The 22443-nt window shown below is 52.1% G+C and carries 23 protein-coding genes, 1 tRNA gene and 1 pseudogene; 11 read left to right on the plus strand and 14 right to left on the minus strand.

The features are described from left to right. A partial coding sequence (locus tag ACIQ5B_RS04805; RefSeq protein WP_397598037.1) for a methionine biosynthesis protein MetW occupies nt 1-291 on the minus strand: 291 nt, incomplete at its 3' end. After that, on the minus strand, nt 288-1409 hold the full coding sequence (locus ACIQ5B_RS04810) for a homoserine O-acetyltransferase (RefSeq protein ID WP_397598038.1): 1122 nt from the start codon (nt 1407-1409) through the stop codon (nt 288-290). The genes ACIQ5B_RS04810 and ACIQ5B_RS04805, both read right to left, overlap by 4 nt. Nucleotides 1410-1520: 111 nt before the next feature. On the opposite strand from ACIQ5B_RS04810, the gene hisC reads away from it, so the two are divergent. Continuing rightward, nucleotides 1521-2618, plus strand: a complete 1098-nt coding sequence (hisC, locus tag ACIQ5B_RS04815; RefSeq protein WP_397598039.1) for a histidinol-phosphate transaminase — start codon at nt 1521-1523, stop codon at nt 2616-2618. Further along, on the plus strand, nt 2618-3523 hold the full coding sequence (locus ACIQ5B_RS04820; RefSeq protein WP_397598040.1) for a prephenate/arogenate dehydrogenase family protein: 906 nt from the start codon (nt 2618-2620) through the stop codon (nt 3521-3523). The genes hisC and ACIQ5B_RS04820 overlap by 1 nt, the downstream gene beginning before the upstream one ends. On the opposite strand, the gene ACIQ5B_RS04825 is transcribed toward ACIQ5B_RS04820, so the two are convergent. Genes ACIQ5B_RS04825 through ftsE form a run of 4 tightly spaced genes read right to left on the minus strand, consistent with a single transcriptional unit; the run spans nt 3520 to nt 6346 of the window. Then, the gene (locus ACIQ5B_RS04825; RefSeq protein WP_397598041.1) at nt 3520-4206 is read right to left on the minus strand and encodes a lysophospholipid acyltransferase family protein; all 687 of its coding nucleotides are present in this window, start codon (nt 4204-4206) and stop codon (nt 3520-3522) included. The two genes, ACIQ5B_RS04820 and ACIQ5B_RS04825, sit on opposite strands and share 4 nt — an antisense overlap. A 3-nt stretch (nt 4207-4209) precedes the next feature. Further along, nucleotides 4210-4740 (minus strand): YdcF family protein, encoded by a 531-nt coding sequence (locus tag ACIQ5B_RS04830; protein WP_397598042.1) that lies wholly within the window; start codon nt 4738-4740, stop codon nt 4210-4212. Then, nucleotides 4737-5633 (minus strand): cell division protein FtsX, encoded by an 897-nt coding sequence (locus tag ACIQ5B_RS04835; RefSeq protein ID WP_397598043.1) that lies wholly within the window; start codon nt 5631-5633, stop codon nt 4737-4739. The genes ACIQ5B_RS04830 and ACIQ5B_RS04835 overlap by 4 nt, the downstream gene beginning before the upstream one ends. Next, a complete protein-coding gene (gene ftsE, locus ACIQ5B_RS04840; RefSeq protein ID WP_397598044.1) occupies nt 5633-6346 on the minus strand; it encodes a cell division ATP-binding protein FtsE in 714 nt (237 codons plus the stop codon). Before ftsE ends, ACIQ5B_RS04835 begins: the two co-directional genes overlap by 1 nt. 137 nt (nt 6347-6483) lie before the next feature. Between ftsE and ACIQ5B_RS04845 the strand changes: the two genes are divergently transcribed. From ACIQ5B_RS04845 to ACIQ5B_RS04855, 3 genes are all read left to right on the plus strand, one after another. Beyond that, complete coding sequence (locus ACIQ5B_RS04845) at nt 6484-7386, plus strand: MJ0042-type zinc finger domain-containing protein (protein ID WP_397598045.1); 903 nt, start codon at nt 6484-6486, stop codon at nt 7384-7386. A gap of 242 nt (nt 7387-7628) precedes the next feature. Beyond that, entirely contained in the window at nt 7629-8984 is a 1356-nt protein-coding gene (locus ACIQ5B_RS04850; protein ID WP_397598046.1) for a hypothetical protein, read from the plus strand. 19 nt (nt 8985-9003) lie between these two features. Beyond that, nucleotides 9004-9079 (plus strand) — tRNA-Thr (locus ACIQ5B_RS04855). A gap of 222 nt (nt 9080-9301) precedes the next feature. On the opposite strand, the gene ACIQ5B_RS04860 is transcribed toward ACIQ5B_RS04855, so the two are convergent. Both ACIQ5B_RS04860 and ACIQ5B_RS04865 read right to left on the minus strand, forming a co-directional pair. After that, complete coding sequence (locus ACIQ5B_RS04860; RefSeq protein ID WP_397598047.1) at nt 9302-9685, minus strand: helix-turn-helix domain-containing protein; 384 nt, start codon at nt 9683-9685, stop codon at nt 9302-9304. A 123-nt stretch (nt 9686-9808) separates the two neighbouring features. Next, nucleotides 9809-10246: a hypothetical protein gene (locus ACIQ5B_RS04865; RefSeq protein WP_397598048.1), complete on the minus strand. Its 438-nt coding sequence runs from the start codon at nt 10244-10246 to the stop codon at nt 9809-9811. 565 nt (nt 10247-10811) lie between these two features. Between ACIQ5B_RS04865 and ACIQ5B_RS04870 the strand changes: the two genes are divergently transcribed. From ACIQ5B_RS04870 to ACIQ5B_RS04880, 3 genes are all read left to right on the plus strand, one after another. Continuing rightward, on the plus strand, nt 10812-11318 hold the full coding sequence (locus ACIQ5B_RS04870) for a hypothetical protein (protein ID WP_397598049.1): 507 nt from the start codon (nt 10812-10814) through the stop codon (nt 11316-11318). Between the two features lie 363 nt (nt 11319-11681). Continuing rightward, entirely contained in the window at nt 11682-11846 is a 165-nt protein-coding gene (locus ACIQ5B_RS04875) for a hypothetical protein (protein ID WP_397598050.1), read from the plus strand. A 184-nt stretch (nt 11847-12030) separates the two neighbouring features. Then, entirely contained in the window at nt 12031-12606 is a 576-nt protein-coding gene (locus ACIQ5B_RS04880; protein ID WP_397598051.1) for a recombinase family protein, read from the plus strand. A 321-nt stretch (nt 12607-12927) separates the two neighbouring features. Here the strand turns inward: ACIQ5B_RS04880 and ACIQ5B_RS04885 are convergent, their stop codons facing one another. Further along, a complete protein-coding gene (locus tag ACIQ5B_RS04885; RefSeq protein ID WP_397598052.1) occupies nt 12928-14406 on the minus strand; it encodes a glycoside hydrolase family 113 in 1479 nt (492 codons plus the stop codon). A 200-nt stretch (nt 14407-14606) separates the two neighbouring features. Continuing rightward, nucleotides 14607-16064, minus strand: a complete 1458-nt coding sequence (locus ACIQ5B_RS04890) for a glycoside hydrolase family 113 (protein WP_397598053.1) — start codon at nt 16062-16064, stop codon at nt 14607-14609. A 138-nt stretch (nt 16065-16202) separates the two neighbouring features. On the opposite strand from ACIQ5B_RS04890, the gene ACIQ5B_RS04895 reads away from it, so the two are divergent. Continuing rightward, nucleotides 16203-16391 (plus strand): tyrosine-type recombinase/integrase, encoded by a 189-nt coding sequence (locus tag ACIQ5B_RS04895; protein ID WP_397598054.1) that lies wholly within the window; start codon nt 16203-16205, stop codon nt 16389-16391. Nucleotides 16392-16411: 20 nt separating this feature from the next. On the opposite strand, the gene ACIQ5B_RS04900 is transcribed toward ACIQ5B_RS04895, so the two are convergent. Continuing rightward, the gene (locus ACIQ5B_RS04900; RefSeq protein WP_397598055.1) at nt 16412-17899 is read right to left on the minus strand and encodes a hypothetical protein; all 1488 of its coding nucleotides are present in this window, start codon (nt 17897-17899) and stop codon (nt 16412-16414) included. Nucleotides 17900-18419: 520 nt separating this feature from the next. On the opposite strand from ACIQ5B_RS04900, the gene ACIQ5B_RS04905 reads away from it, so the two are divergent. After that, nucleotides 18420-19097: a hypothetical protein gene (locus ACIQ5B_RS04905; protein ID WP_397598056.1), complete on the plus strand. Its 678-nt coding sequence runs from the start codon at nt 18420-18422 to the stop codon at nt 19095-19097. 136 nt (nt 19098-19233) lie between these two features. Then, a complete protein-coding gene (locus tag ACIQ5B_RS04910; protein WP_397598057.1) occupies nt 19234-19905 on the plus strand; it encodes a nitroreductase in 672 nt (223 codons plus the stop codon). A gap of 3 nt (nt 19906-19908) precedes the next feature. On the opposite strand, the gene ACIQ5B_RS04915 is transcribed toward ACIQ5B_RS04910, so the two are convergent. The 3 genes and pseudogenes from ACIQ5B_RS04915 to ACIQ5B_RS04925 all read right to left on the minus strand — a co-directional run. Next, complete coding sequence (locus tag ACIQ5B_RS04915) at nt 19909-20880, minus strand: HupE/UreJ family protein (RefSeq protein ID WP_397598058.1); 972 nt, start codon at nt 20878-20880, stop codon at nt 19909-19911. A 23-nt stretch (nt 20881-20903) separates the two neighbouring features. Beyond that, a complete protein-coding gene (locus ACIQ5B_RS04920) occupies nt 20904-21716 on the minus strand; it encodes a peptidyl-prolyl cis-trans isomerase (protein ID WP_397598059.1) in 813 nt (270 codons plus the stop codon). Then, a pseudogene (locus ACIQ5B_RS04925) lies at nt 21713-22443 on the minus strand (hypothetical protein); the annotation flags it as partial. The pseudogene ACIQ5B_RS04925 and the gene ACIQ5B_RS04920, both read right to left, overlap by 4 nt.

Below are 22443 nucleotides of genomic sequence, written 5' to 3' on the forward strand. Positions count from 1 at the left end.
CAGATCCGGTCTTTTGGTCGTCTGCAATGTCTGGCTGAGAATGGCATAATCAAAGCTACCATCTGGATATTCCGCCAAATCGGTGTCGGCATCCCCTTGAATGACCGATAGGCCGCGGGAGACTGAGGTTGCAACATCGTGCGCATTCAGCTCAAGACCGCGGGCGTCGACATTTTTGGTATCACGTAACGCCGCCATCAACTGCCCGTCACCGCAGCCAACATCAAGCACACGGGCCCCCGCGCGGACTTCGCGGGCGATGATGGCAAGGTCGGGGCGAAGTGCGGTCATGATTGCTCTCCTGCGCGCAAGAAACCGTCCACGATGCGGTTCATCTCGGGCGCTTCCAGCAAGAAGGCATCATGGCCAAACGGGCTTGATAGCTCAACGAAACTGACCGCAGCGCCCGCAGCGTTCAACGCATGGACAATGCGGCGCGATTCTGCAGTCGGATATAACCAGTCACTGTCAAAACTGATCAGGCAAAAGCGCGTCTTTGTCCCTGCAAATGCCCGCGCCAGAATGCCGTCATGCGGTTCGGCTAGGTCAAAATAGTCCATCGCGCGTGTGATGTAGAGATAGCTGTTGGCATCAAAGCGGTCGACAAAGCTAAGCCCTTGATAACGCAAATAGCTTTCAACCTGAAAATCGGCGTCAAATCCGAAGCTTTTGGCATCGCGGTTTTGCAGGCGGCGGCCAAATTTCTCGGTAAGGCCGGCCTCCGAAAGATAAGTGATGTGCGCGGCCATACGGGCAACGGCGAGGCCCGATGATGGCGCCTCATGGCCATAATAAGCGCCATTGTTCCAACGCGGGTCCGCCATAATGGCCTGACGCCCGACCTCGTGAAAGGCGATATTCTGTGCGGAATGGCGGGCGGTAGACGCAATCACGACCGCAGACTTCACCCGTTCGGGATATAAGGCTGCCCAGCTTAACGCCTGCATGCCGCCCATCGATCCGCCAACGACCGCCTCAAGCGTTTCGATGCCCAGATGGTCAAGCAAGAGCGCCTGTGCGCGCACCATGTCGGGAATGGTGATGACCGGAAAGGCCATGGCGTAGGCTGCACCTGTTGTCGGGTCGATGCTGGCGGGCCCCGAAGAGCCCATGCAGCTGCCCATGACGTTGATGCTGATGATAAAATGCCGCGCAGGGTCGATGGGCTTGCCTGGCCCGACCATGCGCGTCCACCAACCGTCCTTGCCGGTCATAGGATGCGTGGACGCAACATATTGGTCGCCGGTCAGCGCATGGCAGATGAGAATGGCGTTCGATTTATCGGCGTTTAATGCGCCATAGGTTTCATACGCGATATCGACAGGCGCAAATTCCGCGCCGCTGTCCAGTCGCACTGGTCCCAGCAGGCGTGCCTTCTTATCCAGACCGAAACGCGTATCTTCTTGCATAAGCAACGCCATATCAGCGTGGCCGTGCGAAACAATAGAAACTCTTTAATCTGCGTTGGCCCAATAGGGCGAGCGTTGCGCTTCGCTGCTTGCGCCGCTATGGCCACGGGCATGAACACGCCTACCGCCAAACCATGGATCGAAGCCATCAGCGCCTATACCCCCGGCAAAGCAAAGTCGGATGATGGACGGGTGTTGATAAAATTATCCGCGAACGAAAATCCGCTTGGCTGCAGCCCACATGCGGCCGCAGCGCTTGTCGATAAAGGCGTATCGCTTGCGCGGTATCCTGACCCCGCCAGCACTGCGCTGCGCGAGGCTTTAGGCGCAGCATATGAAGTCGACAGCGACCTGATCGTTTGTGGCACCGGTTCTGACGAACTGCTGAACCTGATCGCCATGGGCTATGCTGGTGCTGGCGATGATATCATTTATGTCCGCTACGGCTTTTCGGTGTACGACATCGCCGCGCGGAAGACCGCTGCCAATGTGATTGTCGCCCCTGATAAGGATTATGGCACGGACGTGGATGCGTTGCTGGCGTTGGTGACGGATAAGACACGCGTTGTTTTTGTCGCAAATCCCAATAACCCGACGGGTACCTATTGCAGCGACGCCGAAATCGCACGGCTTCATGCTGGCCTACCCGGCAACTGCGTCCTTGTTTTGGACCAAGCCTATGGCGAATATCTGGAAGATGACGGCCCTGCCGCGCTCGAGCTTGCACGCCAGCATGACAATGTTTTGATTACGCGCACATTTTCCAAAATCTATGGCCTTGCGGCCGAACGCATTGGCTGGTGCTATGGTCAACCCGGCCTGATTGCGACGCTCAACCGCGTGCGTGCGCCGTTCAATGTCACCGCTGCAGGGCAAGCCGCAGCGATTGCCGCGCTTGGCGATACAGAATTCGTGACGCGCAGCCGCCAGCATAATGCCATATGGCGCGATTGGATGACGGCAGAATGTGCGGCATTGTCGAACCATGGCCTGAAAGTCATCCCGTCGTGGGCGAACTTCCTGATGATATTGTTTGAAGGCAATTGCAGTGCGGAAGCGGCGTATAATGGCCTGATGGCCGAAGGCTATATCGTGCGCTGGTTGCCGGGTCAGGGCCTTGGCAGTGGGCTGCGGATTACGATTGGTACAGAGGATGAAAATCGCGGCGTCATGGCGGCGTTACGCAAGATTTTGGAAGCGCACGCCTGATGCTGCCATTTGCGCGTTTAACGGTAATCGGGCTTGGGCTCATTGGCTCGTCCGTCGCGCGCGCCGTAAAGGCGCACATGCCGTCGGTGCGGATTACCGGCCATGATGCCGACCCGCTTGTCCGTGCACGTGCGGTCGAATTGGGCATATGCGACGATGTCACCGATACTGCGGGCGCGTCGGTCATGGACGCCGACCTTGTCATTTTATGCGTGCCGGTAGGTGCCATGGGGGCAGTCGCGGCGGACTTCGCGTCCGACCTGCCTGCCGATGCCATCGTCAGTGACGTCGGCTCATGTAAGCAAAGCGTGGCGGACGCGCTTGCGGCCGTTCTGCCCAACGCCATGATCATTCCCGCCCATCCTGTTGCGGGTACGGAAAAAAGCGGCCCCGATGCGGGTTTTGCAACCCTGTTCAAAGGCCGCTGGTGCATATTGACGCCGCCCGAAAATGCGCCAGAGGCGGCTGTCGAGCGCTTGCGCAATTTTTGGCAGCGCCTTGGTGCAGATGTCGAAATCATGGATGCGCGCCACCATGATATGGTGTTGGCGGTAACCAGCCATCTGCCGCATCTTATCGCCTATACGATTGTTGGAACCGCCGATGATCTTGAAGGCGTAACGCAAAGCGAAGTTATCAAATATTCCGCCGGTGGTTTCCGCGATTTCACCCGCATCGCTGCGTCCGATCCCGTGATGTGGCGCGACGTGTTCCTGTCGAACAAGGACGCTGTGCTTGAAATGCTGCAGCGTTTTTCGGAAGATTTAAGCGCCCTGCAACGCGCCATCCGGTACGACAAAGGCGAAGAGCTGGAGGCGTTGTTCAGCCGCACGCGTGACATCCGGCGGTCGATTGTTGAACAGGGCCAAGATGACGACGCGCCCGACTTTGGACGCAAGCATTAATTCAGCGCGTTAATCGCCGCATGCACCCGCGCTTCAATGTCTTCGCGCGGCAGGCCCGTGGGCAGTTCTTCGCCTACCTTGTACGTAATCGTCCCTGATTTCCAGATACCGGTCTTGCGCGGGCTTAAGGTGCCGCTGTTGACCGCAATGGGCACGACGGGCAGGTTTATGAGCTTATACAATCCGGCAAATCCCGATTGCAGCGGCGGTTGGCTGCCCGGCGCGACACGCGTGCCTTCCGGGAAAATCACAATGGGTCGCCCGTCTGCGATCATCTTTTTGGCCAAAACGAGCATTGCGCGCAATGCGGTGGCGCCGCCATTCCGGTCAACGGGTATCATGCCATAAGCGCGCGCGGCGGGGCCCCAAAAGGGTATGTCGAACAGTTCTTTTTTGGTGACCACAGCGGGCTTGTTAAACATACGCGGCATGTCGATCGTCTCAAACATGCTTTCATGCTTGATCGCATAGAGCACGGGCTTGTGCGGCAAGTGGCCCTCAATCTTAATGGTGATGCCCAAAATCCGCCGGTAGCACGCATATTGCCAGCGCGACCAACCGCGTACCGCCCACTGCATCAGCGGAACGGAAAACCATTGCGCGAAAAACGCTGTGGCCACGAAAAACACCGATCCCGTGTAGAAAATTGCGATGTAGAGGGCAGATCGGATCAACGCCATCATCGGTTACATGCCCAGCAGAGACGCGACAGCCCGCAACCAATATTTATTATATTCTTTGAACAGCGCTCCCAGCGATGGGTGGGTCGATACGGCATCATTGGTGACAGCCACATTGCCGGACAATTCCCGGTCCAGTTCAAAGCGTGCGCGCCGCATATGCCAATCATGCGTGATAAGCCGCAAACTGGTCACTTTGTTCCGTTTTGCCCATGCTGCCGTTTCCAATGCGTTCGATCGGGTGTCGACAGACTGGAAACCCAGATCGATGCAGCATTTGAAATATTTCGACGAACCGGGATATTGCGCGGCAAGCTCCCGCGGTTTCACATCGCGGTCGACCCCGGAAATCAGCATTTTTTGCGACTTTCCAGATTCCAATATCTCAAGCCCACGGTCAATCCGGTTCGGCCCGCCCGTTAGCACAACGACGGCGTCGGTTGGGGTGATTGCCGCGGGTTGCGGCAAAAGCAACGCAAACCAGGCGAAGCCAAGCATCCAGACAAGCAATATAAAAGCAATGGACCGTCTGATCATAACATTCTCTTCAACGCCGAAATCACCGTCATACGCGCCATAAGCATGGCAAGCGCCATCACGGCAAGCGGAATGAGCGCAAGGATCGCCCAGCCATAATAAGGAAAGTGCGCGCCAGACAAAAGCCCCGGCTCAACCGCCGCGAACCGGCCACCCACGGTCATGATAACAACCGCTGCCACAATGAAGCCCACGATGCCGCCGAGCAACGCATCCAAGGCAACGCGGCGCTGGAAAAGGCGTGCGGCCTGAATATCGGTGCCGCCCATCATGTGCATAATCTCTATCGTTTCCCGATGGGTATTCAGCGTGCTTCGAACCGCCAAAATTACTACCGCCGACGTGGCGACCAGCAGCAAAAGGAACACGGCCGCCGCCAGCCATAGCAGCGCGCGCATGAGATCGAAAAACGGCGCCATCCAGCTGCTATGTGAATCTACCCGGATGTTTGGCGCAACCGAACGCAGCGTTGACTGTAAGCGGGTGAGCGTTTCGGCCGTGGGTTCAGAGGCGAAGCGCACATCGACCAACGCCGGGACGGGAACATCGGCGTCAATAACGCCCGTGCCTAGCCATGGTTCGAGCAAGGCCCGCACGTCGGCGTCGGGCACGGGCTTTACCTCTGCAATGCTATCCAGCTTGCGCAGCGCGCGGGTGACCGCGGCACGTTGCGCTGCGCGCTTTACAGGGTCTGACTCGATGATTTGGACCGTCACTTGCCGTGCGAGATCCTGACCCCCTTGGCGTGCGGCCTCAGCCAGCGTCAGCCCACCTGCCGCCACCAGCAATGTCAGAAACAACATAATGGCAATCACCCATGGCATCGGCCCCGATAAACGGCCTTCGGGGATGAGCTTGCGATCATGCGCGGGAAGGGCGAAATCCAGCAGCATCAGTTGTCCAAAACCAATGGCCGTGGCGGGTGACGCAGGGACCCTGTGGGATCAGACAAGCGGCCTTTGTCGAGCCGCATCATCTGCGCGCCTTCAATCTCTTGCAGCAAATGGATGTCGTGCGTTGCGACGACGACAGTGGTCCCCAGCTTGTTCAGCGCAGCAAACAGCTGAAGCAACCGGCGGGCCATTTCTGGATCGACATTTCCCGTCGGCTCGTCCGCCACAAGCAGTTCAGGGCGGCCAATGACCGCGCGGGCAATGGCGACCCGTTGCTGTTCACCGCCCGAAAGCGTCGCAGGCCTTGCTTCTGCCCGTTCGGTCAGGCCAATCCACGCCAACATTTCGGCGACTGGGCCGCGTAAATCCTTTTCCTGAACACCGGAAATGCGCAACGGCAGGGCGATATTGTCGAAAGCGGACAGATGCGGAACCAAGCGGAAGTCTTGGAAAACGACACCAATCCTGCGCCGGAACCCCGGCAAGCGGTTGCGCGGCAAGGTACTGGCGTCATGCCCGAACATGCGGATGGCACCCCGGCTTGGGCGATGCGCGAGATATAATAATTTCAGCAACGATGTCTTGCCCGCACCCGATGTGCCGGTCAGGAAATGGAAGCTTCCGGGGTACAAAGTAAAGCTGAGGTCGGTGAGTGTTTCCACCCCCGCTCCGTATCTTAACCCCACATTGTCGAATTCTACCACGCTCTGCATCAATGCGATAAATGACACAAACGGCGTGACGGGGCAAAGGCTATTCATGCGACCAGCGGCCGATGAATTGTCACCGTCCACAGCATTTTATGAAAGCAGGGTTGCAAGTCATCGGCGGCTGCTGTTTATGCGCAGAGATGCTGCTCGTTTGTCCATCCTGCCGCACACGTTATGCTGTCCCTGACAATGCCGTTGGGGTTGACGGCCGCCAAGTGCGCTGTGCCAACTGCAAACATAGCTGGTTTCAGGCGGCGGTTGCGCCACAGGTAGCACCAGCACCCGCCGCTGTTGAACCCGTGGACACGCAGAGCGCGCCACCCGCCGGGGCAACACCGCCAGCGCAAGCGGTGCCACCGGCTGCACCCGTAGGCGAGCCTACACCCGCACCCATTCCGCAACCTCCGCCTCCGCCCCCGCCATTCGTTGCGCCAAGTGCGGTGGACACAGAACGCGCAAATGATGCCGACGCGACGGAACCTGCATTTCCAACTTTTGCGGACATGCGCGCTGGACCCGCCAAAGGCGACGCCGCCTTTGCGGAACCCTCTGTCCCGCGCGGCGGATTATTGGACGATGCGCCTGCGCCGAGCCATTTTGCCCATGAACCACCGTTCAAGGCGCGCCGAAATCTCTCGAAGATATGGATGATGGCCGCTGTCGCCCTTGCCATTTTGGTGGCGGCCATTGGCGGCGCGACATCCTATTTCGGAATGCCCGGAATCGGCCTTTCAAGCGCGGCGGCGGAACCCGATCTGACCATTGTTTTGAACGACAATCTCGAACTCAATGAACGCGAAGATGGCACGCCTTATTTCATTGCGAGCGGCAGTATCGTTAATCCGACAGCCGTGGAGCAAAATGTGCCTGAAATGCTGGTCACGTTGAAGGATGCCAGCGGCCGGTCCGTCTATAGCTGGAAAATGAAGGCAAAAACACGCGCGCTTGGCCCCGGAGAAAAGGTCGATTTTAGCGAGGCACGGCTCGACGTTCCCTTGGCCGCCAAAGAAATCAGCGTCGGCTGGGTCCTGTCCGGCGAATAAGGACGCGCTATTTCGCACGTGCATTTCATGCGGTCCGCGTATTTGGCACAAGGTCACTTGAACTCACAGACGCACTTGGCTATGCGCTCCCCACGGCCAACAGGCCAGCGCCGCCTTAGCTCAGTTGGTAGAGCATCGCATTCGTAATGTGTTGGCGGAACCTCAATTTCCTTAGAAAAATCATATATTTCAGACACTTGTCGTCTATTGCAGTTGTATAGATTTTACTATACAACAATCCTATGGCAAAAATGCCCAAATCCCTTGCGAAATCTCCCGTGCGCCACCGCACGATGCCAATCGCTGGGTCATTGCAGAAGATATCGGGCTTCGGCACTCTAACTATCTACAAGATGGAAGCGTCACCGTTCTGGTATGTGCGCTATTATGAAGACGGCAAAATTATCCGACGCAGCTTGAAGGTTGCCGACAAGAAGGTTGCGATTGCAGCTGCCAAGAAGCTTTTTGTCGACATTAAGCACCATCAGATGAACAAGCTGCCATTCACCAAGACCAGCGGCTTTGAAGTTTGTGCGCGTGGGCTACTCAAGGAAAATGCAGCACGAGCAGCGCGTGGCGAGTTATCCGAACAGAAACAGCAACTCGATGCAGCGAGGCTCCGTTCCGACTTGATGCCGCATTTCGGCAAATACGAAATTGCCGATATCAACTACGCCATCATCAGCGACTATCTGAACAAACTTTCTACGCCAGCGCGTCCACTGTCTATCAACACGCTCAAGATCCATCTCAGTCACATCAAAACGATTTTGCGCTATGCCCAGCGCGTTGGTGTGCTGAATGCACTGCCAGCGTTTCCAACGCTCAAAACGATTGATACGCCGCGTGCGTGGTTCAACAGCGCCGAATATACCAAGCTGCACCGAACCTGCGATGCCAATATCGGCAAGGTGTTCAAGAAAGCTGGAACGAAGGGTGAGCAGCGCCGCAACATCACGATCACCCAAGAGCTTTATGACCTCATCCTGTTCATGACCAACTCGTTCATTCGTCCAACCGATATCAAGGTGCTTCAACACAAGCATATTGCCGTCATTCGCGCCGAGCAGACGTATCTGCGCCTGTCGCACCCGCCGACGAAGGGTCACGGCAGTCCCGTAGTGACCATGCCTGAGGCAGTTGAGATTTATGACAGGCTGCTAGAAAGGCAGCGCAAGGAAGGGTTCGGGGAGCCAGGCGACTATCTATTCCAGCCAGAGCATCATGAAAATCGCGATTATGCGCTGCGAACGATCACCCGTCAGTTCGACCAGCTTCTGACCATCGCCAACCTCAAGAAGACAGCCAGCGGAGAGAGCAGGACGCTCTATAGTTTGCGTCATACCTGCATCATGTTCCGTCTGACCAAAGGCGATAACGTTGCGTTGCTGACCCTTGCCAGAAGCGCCCGCACGTCAACCGAAATGATTGACCGATTCTACGCAAAACACCTTCATGCAGAGATGAATATCCAGCAGCTCCAGAGCATGAGAGATGGGACGAAAGGGCGCAAAGCACCGAAAACGCCAAACAAAGCTTCATCGAACGAAACACCTGCAAAGAAAGTACAAAAGGGGGTAGGAAAAGCCGCGCAATAACGCTATTGCGCGCCTCAATGCCGCCTTAGCTCAGTTGGTAGAGCATCGCATTCGTAATGCGGGGGTCGTAGGTTCGAATCCTATAGGCGGCACCATTTTTCTCATTAAATCAATGTTTTGAAAGCTTACATCTACGGATCTCTGTTGTATATTTTTTCCAGAGAAAGCACTCGAAACTTGTCGTCCCTACGCATCGTAGACGTAGATGTTCCGACCTCTGCAAAAGCTAACTGTTGTCGACCTAATCGACCTCTCGATACGCTCCAGCGACAGAGAGCGTCGAAATCTCGTCTGAGCGAATTGATACCCTACTAGGTCTATTTAGAGCGTGTGAAGACGCCTAGAGCAGATTTTACCGCATTCGCGATCTTTGCTACCAGCGAACGTTTCATTTGATGTGCAATAGTTAGTTCGAATTCTGTCATTGCGGCAGGGTACATCACTGATTTGACCGCCTGAACAATCTCTTCGGCGTCTAATGCTAATTCTCGGCATATTGATCGTGTGAAACCCAGCACGTGTGATCGTCCTGGAAGTTTGCTGAACTCGCCTGCCTCGATATATTCAATAAATCGCGTGGAAATAGCGGTCTTTGCTGACAACTTAGCAACCGTCATTCTGCTTTTTTTTCTTGCAGTCTGTATGCGTCGACCGATTGCTAACAATGCAACGGTTGCTTCACTTCTCTCCGTATCTGCCAATAGGTTTGCCCCCTACAACCCTGAGTCGTGGCGGGTAAATATTAAACAGGGGAGGTTGCAACAATCCGATTTGCCCAATTTGGGCATCGGCATTCAGTTTGTCCTGATCCAACGACAGCGCAATTATGCTGGTATTTTTTCTATATAGGTTTGGAGGTTGGAGATTTTTGACACCAAGAAGTCCCGCAACTCCAGCGTATAATCAGCGGCGCCCGTTTGTGCTGGTAACGAATATCCGCCCTTAACTTTATTTAGAAAACCTCGATTTGCTAGGTCTTCGAGTTTTCGTCGCGTCGTTTCTCGTCGCATACCCAACCGACGACAAACGAACTGGACGCTGACCGGAAATCGGAACTCGTCTGGGACTGCCTGAACCTCAGTGCCATAGGTTTTGAGCATATAACCGTCACGACGAACTTCTCGAGTGCTTTCCGTTGCAACAGCGCAAATAATGCCAATTTCTTCAGTCGAAAATCCATATTTTTCAACGCAGAAGTGCGTGAAATCACTTATGAACTCAACGACAAATGACGCTATATATCTTGTTGGTAAATCGTCCACAAAACCTCCATCTCCCCGCATCGGGATTTTGTAGCATCGAATTTTGGTTCGGGCGAGACTTGCCTATAGGCAAGGAGCAAAGGTGCTTAGGCATCTCGGAACATCACTATACACCCCTTGCCATACTGCGCCTCCAACATCGCCCGAGCAATGTCAGACCGTTCTGCCTGAAAGTGAACTCGAGTGACCGCACCGTTAGGCAAACGCACATCCGCAACATAGTTCCTCATTAGACCCTCTCCTATTTGAAATCAGAATTAACGGTTATGTTCTAGCCAGCAAACATACTCGAAATCTGTCGTCCCTGTGCATCGTAGATGTAGATATTCCGACCTTTGCGAACGCTTACTGTTGGCGATGCGAAGCCCTTCAATCCGTCATCAGGACTGTTGCCAACGAAGATTGCACAAAGCTGCCTTTGCCCCCGTCCATATACATAAATCTGGGACCCGCGCTGCACTGCTGTGACGTTCTCGTTCATGACTCTATCCAATGAAATGTTTTGAAAAACTCTCGCTTTTTTGGCATTTTTCTGTTATAAATAAAGCACATATGGAGAGCAAAATTGTATAGAAAACACCTGCAGAGTTTTGATTATAAATACCGCATCGATGTGCAGCCGCAGGTTGCTGTTCCTGTCGATGCGATGATGCAGGGTATGCGGTTTATTCTATTCAACCTCAACAAGAAGTATCTCAAGCTTCGCAAGTTCGGACACCTTCCAGCAGACCAAAAGTTTTGGGCTGTCGCATTTAAAGAAGGTGATCGCATCAGCAAGGGTGAGCATTATCACATTCTGTTGCACTGCCCTACTGACCGAATTGATCCAGTTGCCGACATTCTCATGCAATGGTCCAAACTGCGATTGCGCCAAAATCGAGAAGCTACCCGTCCAATGCCGACTTGGGTTCAAGCAAAATCATACGGTCATGTGCCATGTGACGAATTAGATGATGTGCCACTTCTTCGCGTCGAGAGATGCCAGAGCCAAATAGGCTCGCTGATCTACAACACGAAACAATGGCGACCGATATCGAATGACAATCCATTCATCGGTCTTTGCGAGACATAATCGACGGTAACGCATCAAACTGGGTCCGCTGTTCGGCGCCAGGATGAACCGTTGACGAGAGGGGTCATGAATCATGTGATTGCTGACCCGTCTCTTCGTGCGTCCAAAATCGGCGGGTGTTCATGAGCTTGAGAACGCACCGCCAGCCGTCGAAAAACCATCAAACCCTAGATAAATAGACTTTATAGAAGGAGACACATCTATGCAGATAACGACGAGCCAAACTAACCAAACCATTCACGCCAACATATCGACCGAGTTGAAGCAGTCAGTTCGCGACTGGTGCCAACGCAATGATCTAACCGAAAGTCAGCTTCTGCGTCGCGCCATCCAAGCCATCCTGTCAGGCAAGGTATCAGCGCAATGAGCCTGTCAAAGAAGCCAACGACCATTCGTGAGCTGAAAGCAGCACTCGCTGCACTTCGGGATAGCGATAAGGTGACCGTCTACGAAGCCAACGAACTGCGCAACAAGCTGCCAGCCATCTCGGTTCTGGTTCAACAGGGCAGGACGGTGCTTGTGATTTGAATTTCGATTATCGAAAGAAACGAGATTTCGCCATCTGAACCTCATCTAACATCAGCCATGACGTTATTTTCATGTCTCAGAAAAAATGTCTCATTTCTGCCGATTTTTGGTACGAAAACCGTTGATACCTCCATGCCTCCAGATATCACTCTTGAAGTGTACAAGAGAATAACAGGAGGCAGCGATGAAGGTCGCAATTTACGCCAGAGTTTCCAGCGAAGCTCAAGATTACGAGATGCAGCTACAGGAGTTGCAGGCGCTGGCAGATCGGTCGGGCTACGAAGTCGTAGAAATCTACGCTGAGAAAATCAGCGGGACCAAAGCCAACGCTGACCGCCCCGAATTGAAGCGCATGATGAAGGACGCACGGTGGCGCAGATTTCAAAAGGTGCTGGTCTGGTCGGTTGATCGCTTGGGTCGCTCAATGAAAAATCTCGTTGATGTCCTGACCGAGTTGCGTGACCTCAAGATAGACATTCTCGCCCAGCAGCAAGGTATTGATACGGGAACACAGATGGGTGCGATGATGTTCTCGTTCATCAGTATTTTTAGCGAGTTTGAGACAAACCTACGCCGTGAACGCCAAATGCTTGGTATCCAGAAAGCACGAGCTGCGGGCAAAACATGGGGCGGCAGGCAACCAACCAGTGAAGAAAAGTTTGAAAAGATAAGGACGATGAAGCGCAAAGGCTTCACCGTCCGTGACATCTGTAAAAAGCTAAAGGTTAGTCCGAATACGATTTATGCCGCTATGGGCTAGAAAGCCCGATCCACGAGTTTACGCTCGCCTTTTTTCATTTGTTATCGCCTCTGACTTCCAGTTTCTGCTCCACCAGCGAAATACTTAGAGCCAGAATCTCGACATAGCAATCTCACCCGCACCACCTGCACCACCGCACTTTAGCGCCAGAGACGGTTTTGTTTGAAAGCAGGTCAGCCAAAAAAATCTGCGCCATAAAATCGGGGGCTGGATAAGTCGCCTGTTCCGATCTGAACAGCCTATTGAACAACATCGGGATATTTCGGGCTCATTGATAAGCACTTGGCAAAAGCCGTTTATGCTATCTGAGAGTAGTCTTTCTCACCACCCCTTAAACCAGTAACTCAGTACTGCCTCAGCGGGCTTATTTCTGATGCTTGCTGAAAAATCATAGCAAGTATCGTTGACCACGTCTTTTTTTCTAGGGTTATCTAGGTAGTGATATCCCCAGCTAAATATCCCTTTTACGATACCCGAACCATCTGAGTTTTGTTCATTCACAATTTCAGCAGCCGATTGATACATGTCCGCCTGTGTTTGATAGTTCCGGGTTTCTGATTTGAAATATGAACATGGGAATGCCGATTCAATGTATTCATTTGTCACGAGTCCAGAATGTACAGAAGGCGTCCCAATCATTAAAAATATCGGAACTTTCGCGGATGATATTGAAGAAATTTGATTCTTTATATTCTTTGTAATTCGTGTTCGTGGCTGGGCATCCAATAATGTTTCGCCGTTCTCGGCAAAAATTGGGCTGTAAAGGCTAAGTCCTACTTCATCAAAAAGCTTGATGAACGCAGTGCGTTTATTAACATCCGAAATGTTAAGAAATCCGTTAGAGCCAGCGTATGTACCAGAAAAATAAGATAATTTCCCAGTGAAACCAGCAGCTCGCACAGCTTGGATAAGTTCAACCCAGCGCGAATTTCCTTTAGTTATCATGAAGTCGAGATTGAACCCGAGTACAAATTTCGTCGCACCAGCCCTTTGAGCAAGCGCGGCTCTTTCTGCTAGGATTGGCTTATAGGCATTAAACCAAGCATCCCAGAATGGATCATTATCAGAAAGCCGACCAATCGCAGAGTAGAACTTTGGAACAGTCCAAGAATCATTACCGAGAGCATCTCCAGGATAGATTCCCATCATAACTGTAAAATCCATACCCCGTGATCTGGCTAAATTGCCCATATCTAAAATCACTTGGTCGGGTGGAAAATATTTGCCGACAAGCACAACGGACTTTGCGTCTACATCCATCGTTTTGATGATAGCGGAGTCAGCGTAAACAACATTGTTCCCGCCAATGTTTTTTATCCTGTCAAAGGTAGTTGGAAAATATCCACCATTGTAATAATCCAAAAGCCATCCGCCAGCATCGTGCGGAATAATACCTTTTGCAAAGTTTGGCTGCTTGTTAATCGTGTCGGCTTTGTACAACCCGATTTGTATCGGCGTGCTGTCTTGCGCTGTGTAAGGATACCAAGACGGCTGATATCCAACTTTAGTCACCGAAAGCTGAGAATATTCACCAGCAGATTTCGGCGCTTCAACACTGACTGTTTCCTGAGTTAGGTTTGCAATCGCTGAAGTAACCGATGCTGGATACGCTACTGTTGGCGACCGCTCATATGTTTGGATATTTACAGATGTTGTTTGAGGAGCCGCTGGAGTAGGCGGCGCAACTGGCGCTATCGTTGTTGGAACCTGAACTGGAGCTGGGCTGGAGCTGTCGCCACCACCACAGCCTGTCAAAGCTAGCGTTATCGCAACAACTGATAACCAACCTTGCTTGTTCATGCCTAGCTTCCAATAATTTCGTTATTGAAAGCTTGTTACATCTGGAGAGGTTGGATGCAATAAATAACGCTGACAACGCTAAAGGGAGCTTTGTCCACTTATCAAACTCTTTATCTTCGTCCCAACGATTGACTGCATAGTAGTGAATTATCTTACCCTTCTCTGGTGTGAGAGGAGGTTTTTGGACAGTGATAACTGGGTTATTTTCGAAACCACTCACGTAAAACACCCTCAGCGGGCTTGTTTCTAACGGTGAAGCCAATGTTCGGGTATGCAAAGCGCGGATAGAGGTTGTCCGTAACAAAATAGTCGTTGGCAAAAACCACTAAATTATTCGTGTTTAAGCCTTTAATATAATCAAGCTGAGCTTGAATTACGATTGCCTGAAGCGCGAAATCCACCTCCGTCTGCTTCTGGATGCATTGTGAATTGGACAGTTCAAGAGCGTTAATTGCAGCCGTGCAGGCAGTTTCCTCAAGGTAGCCAGGTTCCGAAAGAGCATTCCGCCGCGATTGAATGCCAACGGATAGAAACAACGGTTTGCCGAACTTAAGCAGACCAGTGATGTTGCTGTTCAAGGTCGCCTTGTATGATTGCGGTGTAAGCACGTCGCTCTCCGCTAAGGTCCAGGTCTTATTGGACCACATGCCAGTTTCTATAAAATCGATCTGCCCCAAATATTCGCTGCCAAAATCAAACCAATCATTATCGGTTATGAATGCCTTCCCATTGTAGACGCTTTTCACATCCTTCGCGATCTTGAGATAGCTGTTATAAAACAGAGCTTTTTCGGCGCTTGTTTTTGTCTGCAAGGTATTAAATACACAGAAATTGCAGCCCATGTCCCAAACATCTACGCCGATGGAATTGTAAAAAACTGCTCTTTCCCGCATAAATGAGCCAAAGGCGGCGAACCATTTTTCATAATTCTGAAGGTTGTTTTGAGGCGTCGGCTTGAAGCCCCCCTGTCTGTCACCGAATGCCTGAATTTGATTCCATAAAACGACCTTAAGACCTGCTCTATGAGCTGATTGAACAAAAGATCTAAGGTTATCATCCGAAATAGGACCGAAACTATCGTCCGCGTCAATGATCGAATAGGATCCATTTTGGTTTTCCGTGATCCAATTCCATTGGGTGATTTTCACATAACCAGCATCTAATCTAGCAATCCTTTGAGCCGTTTTCTCCAGCTCCTTTTTCAGAGCTCCTGCGCCGTTGTTACAACCATTAGGAGCATCTGCTGATCCTTTCAGAACAAATGCAGGATTGTCGTCCAGCATTATGTCTTTGATGGTGACGCCACGACCGATTGCCTGATTTAAGGGGGCGCCCGTCGCTTGAGGTAGCGATCGTCCTCTTAGCCATGATTGTGGATATGTGACTACGTCCAAGTCAAGTTTACAAGGATCTGTTGCAAAGTCTTTTGGATCAGTCGTGGTGACCGTAAAGCCATTCGGATAAGGAACTGGCGTAATGGTGCTGACAGAGTAGAGCGGCGTCGTGGGAAGCGCAGGCGATACTGGGCTAGGCGCAGGTGAAGGGCTTAGAGTTGGTATCTGTACGACATTAGTATCGGAGGACGTAGAACCTCCTCCGCATCCAGCAAGCGCTAACAAGGTAGACACCAGCACGATCTTCCAACCTTGCTTCTTCATAAAGAGCTTCCAATTATTTTATCATTGAAAGCTTGTTACATCTGGAAAGGTGCGTTGCAATAACTAACCCTTACTAAATGGTGTTTTGGTATAATATCAGAATGATATGAAGGTAGCAAATTCGCTCTCTTCATCCCAATGATTGATCGCTTAGTAGAGAATTATTTTAGCCTTTTCTGGCGCAGGGCATTTGCTACTAGACTTAACGCAGCTGGCATAGGGGTAGCTGCAATTCAGCAAGCGATGGGACACGCTAACATCGCTAGTACGTTTGGATATTGCTGGGTCAGTGATGAGCAATTGGCAAACGCCGTCAATTTAATCTGAGGTGCCCTCAAGTTAGAAAGTCATTTTGTCGATAAAAGAGCTGACACACCAAACGTTGACTGCCCATTCGCTGAAACTAACAAAAAGTCGACAATCCCGTCGTTATTAATTTCAGTCGGGAATATGTAGTCATACGAATTTGGCTTAAACTCAGAGTTCCATGATATGGCTGATGGTTGTATCGAAACTTGTGATGCCGTCCTACCGTCTATGATTAAACCGCCTCTGATACCGAAGGCATCAATTTGGCTCTTTTTTATTAACCTTGTCTGAAAGAATATACCCTTTCTTCCGCTGGTATCCATCTCTGTGATAATGAACTGGTTTGAGACCCAGTCCGAAAATTCCGCAGTGTCCACGTTTGGAAGAGAATACTTAGAGGGTATACCTAAATCATTGTTAACTAATTCAAAACTTGAGTCAGATTTCTGAGCGAAATAAAGAATTCTCTTAAACTTACCGCCTCCAATAGATTCTGCGAGTGCTATAAAATCTTGACGACCATCATTGTTGAAATCGAACACCTTAATTGCGTTATACCCTTCGCGGTCATTCATATCGATCGTTGTGGATGTACCGCGAACTGATAGGCAATCGGTTTTTATTGGCTTTCCGTCTCTATCTAGATAGACGACCGATCCTTGATCAGCGCGGGAAAATCCAGTATTTACGAGATACGGCATTGAGATCGCGGCAAACGAGCCATTAGCAAGCTTTATTAGAGCTGAACTGCCTGAGTTTTTCACGATATCACCGGGAGATGCACACAGATTAGCGGTTAGATTTATAGACCCGTGCCCATTGGCGTTTGAGACAAACAAAATTGACCGCTTATCAATCGAAAAAAGGTTCGACACCAAAAAATCTAATTTTCCATCATTGTTAATATCCAATGGATTATTACTCGAGTGCCAAAACTGCTTTCCAAGATCTTTTGCAAATTCAGTTACGGACCATACGCCGTTAACTTTATCCATTCTCCACAGATATGATAAGTCTGTATGATCAAAGTTCTCAGCTTCTCGTCCTTGATCAATCATGATTAGACTATTTGTGCCGTAACCAAAATTCCCTTCTAAAATATCGTCAACAAATCCTGCAATATATTTTGGACTAATCGGATTTTTGTCTACAAATATTCTATTTTGAGCATCGAAAGACAGTGTTAAAAAATCTTGATCATTGGGTGATCTTATTTTTGTGTTAAATTCTCCACCAGATGGAAACATAAACGATTTTTTGGGATAACCGTAGAGGTCAAACGCCCCATACCCTGCGCGAGTACGATAATTGCCTATTGTCTCTCTCGGTACAGTGACAGAATTGACGGTCTCCACCCATCTCAATGTCGATGAAGGAGGCGGAGCAGGCGGCGCAACTGGCGCTGTCGTTGTTGGTATCAAAACTGGAGTTGGGCTGGCGCTATCGCCGCCGCCACAACCAGTCAGAGCTAGCGCTCCTGCTGCAATCGCTATCCAGGCTTGGTTCTTCATACCGCTCTCAATCATCTTTTTATTGAAAGCATGTTATGACCGCGCGTTGCCGCTTAAGCAATTAACTTTACCAGCACCATCCGTGAGGAAAAGAACAAGGGACTGATCACTGTCCGGAAAAACGAACAACATATTGGAAATAGGTTATTTTTATAACTTATACTATACAACAAACTATACAACATGTTATTTAAGTCATTGAAATTATTATGTGTTGTAAGCATTCGTAATGCGGGGGTCGTAGGTTCGAATCCTATAGGCGGCACCATATTTCTCGCATTCTCAACAGATGAAGCCATCAGATGCAATCTGACCGGTGGTGCTTATGTTGTATCGGAACACGTCTTTCCACCGCGAACCTAGATCATTGCCGCTATCCATGCGGGGGAGCTTGATGGGCATCTGGCGAGAATGGGTCTGTCGCGTCCGATCCTTAAAGCCCAAAAGTGATTTGGATACTGTTTATTAACGCGGATTGGGTTACCCGGCACTTTGATTCAAGCTAAAATATTTGCCATGTAAGGGGAGGCGTTAAATGGGAATTTTCCTCAGATTTCTGCCAGTTCTTTTGGCCGTCATTTTGGTCGTCGGCGCTGTGCTTGTTGTCCTAAACGGAGCTTGCCTTGGGCTGACTGATAATGCCGCAGGTGCGACTGAAAATGTCGCAGGTGCGTTAGCGGGGGCGATGATTGGTGCGGCAGGCATTTTTATCGGTTCTAGCTTGGATAAGCTTTCGGTTTGGTGGAACGCCCGCGCGGATCTTGAAGATCGTTCCCAGAAAATCCGCACCTTGGTGACAGTCGAGTTGGCCAATGTCGCTTCAGGATTAATCGCTACGAATGCTCATCTGCAGAACTGCATTTCGGCTGGTGCTGCACTGCCCCTCTCGGATCTCAGGGCGCATCGACCCCTTCCAATGCCTTTAACCGAAGGTTTAGGAGTGGAGCTTCTTAACCTAAGCTCACAGCAGGTCGATGTGTTGTCCACTCTGCTCTGCAATATACGGCGAACTGGTCAAAATGTTGGCGATCTCATCGAGCTGAACCGGGATTTGCACCCCCTTCAGACCGTGACGCTCAAAAATGCAGTATCCTCCGATATGGAAATACTATCACAAGTGTTTGAGCAAATTGCGCCAAACCGACGATTATCACTGCAGGGGCAGGCGCCACAGTTGGCAGTGACATTGTTGCGCGAACAAGCTGCAAGGTAATGCGGGGGTCGTAGGTTCCAATCCTATAAATTGAGCCTCGCCGCTTTGACTCCAGCGACGCAGCAACTGACTGTTTATTCAGTACATAAGTCACTTCAGCTTGACCAAGCGCGACTTGCGCGGCAGGTGGGACGGTATGAACAATCTGACTGTTAGCGAAGCCGTACTTTCCCGCCGATCCATCCGGGCGTTTAAGCCCGATCCTGTTCCTTTGTATGTGCTCCATCGGGTCATGGATACCGCGCGGTGGGCGCCTTCTGGTTGTAACTTCCAACCTTGGGAGGCAACCATCCTCACCGGGGAGCCGCTTGCGGAGCTGCAAAAGAAGATGCTGGCATCGCCGATGCAGGACCCGCCTGAATATTCATGGTCAGAGCCCGAAGTCATCCCGGAATGTAAGGCGCGCCTGCAACAGGTTGGGGCGTCGATGTATCAGGCGATGGGTATTGGCCGTGCCGACGCCGATGCGCGCAGTCAATTCGTGCACAACAATGTCATGTCGTTCAAAGCGCCTGCGGTGCTGATGTGCTATTTCGACCGCCGCATGGGTTCGCCGCAATGGTCAGATGTTGGCATGTGGCTGCAAACAATCATGCTGCTGCTGCGTGGCGAAGGTTTGGACACATGCCCGCAAGAATTCCTCGCCATGCATGCAAAGCTTATCAAAGAATTCATCGGCGTGTCGGATGAGACGCATATTTTCTTCTGCGGCATTGCCATTGGTTACCGCGATGAAGAGGCTGCGGTGAATGCTTTTGATCGTCAGCGCGAACCGGTTGAAGGCAATGTGCGCTTCATGGGTTTTTAGCCGCTAGCTGACGCCCAATACGCGTTGCAGAAGCCACATGACGGCGATGGTGCCGATGGCATAAGCGCTGAACCGATGGAGCCGTGCAGCATAAAGCGCATTAAACCGCCGGAGCAGGGACAGGACGAGCATCGCCGCGCAAACGATAAGGATTTGGCCCGCTTCGACGCCCAGGTTGAACGTCAGCAACGCCATGGGGACTTCGCCTTGCGGCAGTCCGATCTCGGCCAGTGCACCCGCAAAGCCAAAGCCATGCAGCAACCCAAAGAGGAAGGCGACAACCCATGGAATGCGTTCCGAAAGGCGCGGCGCGCTGGGGTCGCGTTTAACGACCTCGACCGCCAAAAAGACGATGGACAACGCAATCGCTGCTTCAACCGGCGGCCCCGGCACGCTGATCAGCTCAAGCGTTGTTGCCACCAATGTCAACGAATGCGCGATTGTGAAGGCGGTGACGGTTCCGGCCACACGCCAAGCGCCATTGAGCAGCAGCACGAGACACAGCACGAACAACAGATGGTCATACCCCATCAGTATATGTTCAACGCCTGTGATGAAATATGTGCGCGCAACCTGCCACCTGTCCGGCCGTTGCGCTATCACCGCTTGGGGATTTGACGGTGTAAGCCGTGCAGCCTGCGTCACGCCGCGAGCAGACTGATAACGCAGCAGCGCATCAGCGGCCATATTTTCCATACCGTCCAGACGGACCGCGCGGCCTGCCAACGGCGCTTTGCAATTGATAACCCAACGCACCAAAAGTGCCGCGCTGTCGATACTGCGTTCGGGGGGTGTCGAAACACAATCGTTCGGAAATGTGGGCGTTACCCCCGTTGCGAGACCCGGCTTGATGGGTGCTTTCCACGTGACATCATATTGGTGCGCATTCGGCGCGTTACCAACCCGCTCGCGCAATTCCAAATAGCCGGGTTGCAAATCATCGGCCTGTGCCGGCGAGAGGCCGGCCGCAAGCATGATTAAAAGAAGCAGTCGGAATATCATGGCTTGGCAATGCGAATGTCATATCCGTCAAGCAACGCCTGATATGCGGCGGCTTCACGCTTGGTTTGGGTTTCGGCGCGCCAGTCGTTCGATACGCGCTGCCGGACAGCTGACAAGGCTGGCGTCCCTGCGGCAACAACATTGCGGACGCGGACAGCGTGCCAGCCAAAGCCTGAACGCACCGGACCGGACCATTTTCCTTGCGGGGCATTCCGCAGACTATCGGCAAAATCATCGCCGAACTGCCGCGATACGCTGTCCCACTCGGCGTCTTCCATGCTTTGGGGAACGCTCAATGCTTGCGCGGGCGGTGTTTTTCCTTGGAGGAGCATCCGCATAGAATCTTGCGCTACATTTTCATCTTCGCCCAAAAACTGCTGGTCAAAACTGAATGCGGGTTGCGCAGCATAAAGGGATTTTTTGGTGTCGTAATAACGCTGGAGCTCGGCGTCGGTTGGTTCCATGTTCTGGATTTCAGCGGTCGCCAGAAACTCCATTTTGGCGCGCAAACGACGTCGGATAATCGGGTCGTCCACGTCAAGCCCAAGCCGCATAGCCTCGCGAACGTACACTTCTTCTTTGATATAATCGCGGATCAGGCTGTCGAGTTGCTGCGCGCTCGGCGGGCGCTGCCACGTCTGCTCCCATTGGGATGCAAGCCGCGCGACCTCCTCTTCGTTGATCGTAATGCTTCGGTCCAGACTGTCGGAGGAACCGAACTGGCTCATCAGCACGAACAGAACTGAACCTGCGGCCAAAAAATGTACCAGCGGCTCTCGAATGAAACGGCGCACCTTAATATCCTTCATAAAATAGCGACCCCCCGACCTGGGCGTTCAACCATGATCAATGGCGAATTACCATAAGGCGTTTTATAGTCGGCAGAAATAGCTGCACGGACTTTATCGACGCGGGCCGCTGGCATGACCGCGACACAGGCGCCACCAAAGCCGCCACCTGTCATCCGTGCGCCGCCCACGGGACCAATCGCGCGTTGCAACAGCGCGACCAGTTCATCGATGGCGGGAACGGTGATTTCGAAATCGTCGCGCATCGATGCATGGCTTTGCGCCATCAGCGCCCCAAGCGTGGTCAGGTCGTTTTTCGCAAGCGCGCCCGCTGCATCCAAAGTCCTTTGGTTCTCAGTAATCACATGGCGTGCCCGTGACGTCGTGACGTCATCAAGTCCCGCCGCCGCAAGCATATCGAGGTTCGCATCGCGCAGCGCGGCGACACCCATCGCTTTGGCGGCTGCCTCACATTGGCGGCGGCGTTCGTTATAGTGCCCGTCGACCAGCCCACGTGTGACGCCCGAATGCACAATCATGATAGCCAGGTCATCGGGCACGGGGGCATCGGTCAGTGCAAGGCTTCGGCAATCGATCAAGAGCGCATGGCCCGCTTTGCCTTGGGCGGAAATAAGCTGGTCCATGATGCCGCATTTGGTGCCCACAAAGTCGCATTCCGCACTTTGCGCGATTTGCGCGAGGCGCGTGCGGTCTATCTCGATATTGGCCAAGGCGAGCATGGCTTTGC

Origin of the sequence: Sphingorhabdus sp. (assembly GCF_044374345.1) — a bacterium.
In the GTDB taxonomy this organism is placed as follows: Bacteria; Pseudomonadota; Alphaproteobacteria; order Sphingomonadales; family Sphingomonadaceae; genus Sphingorhabdus_B.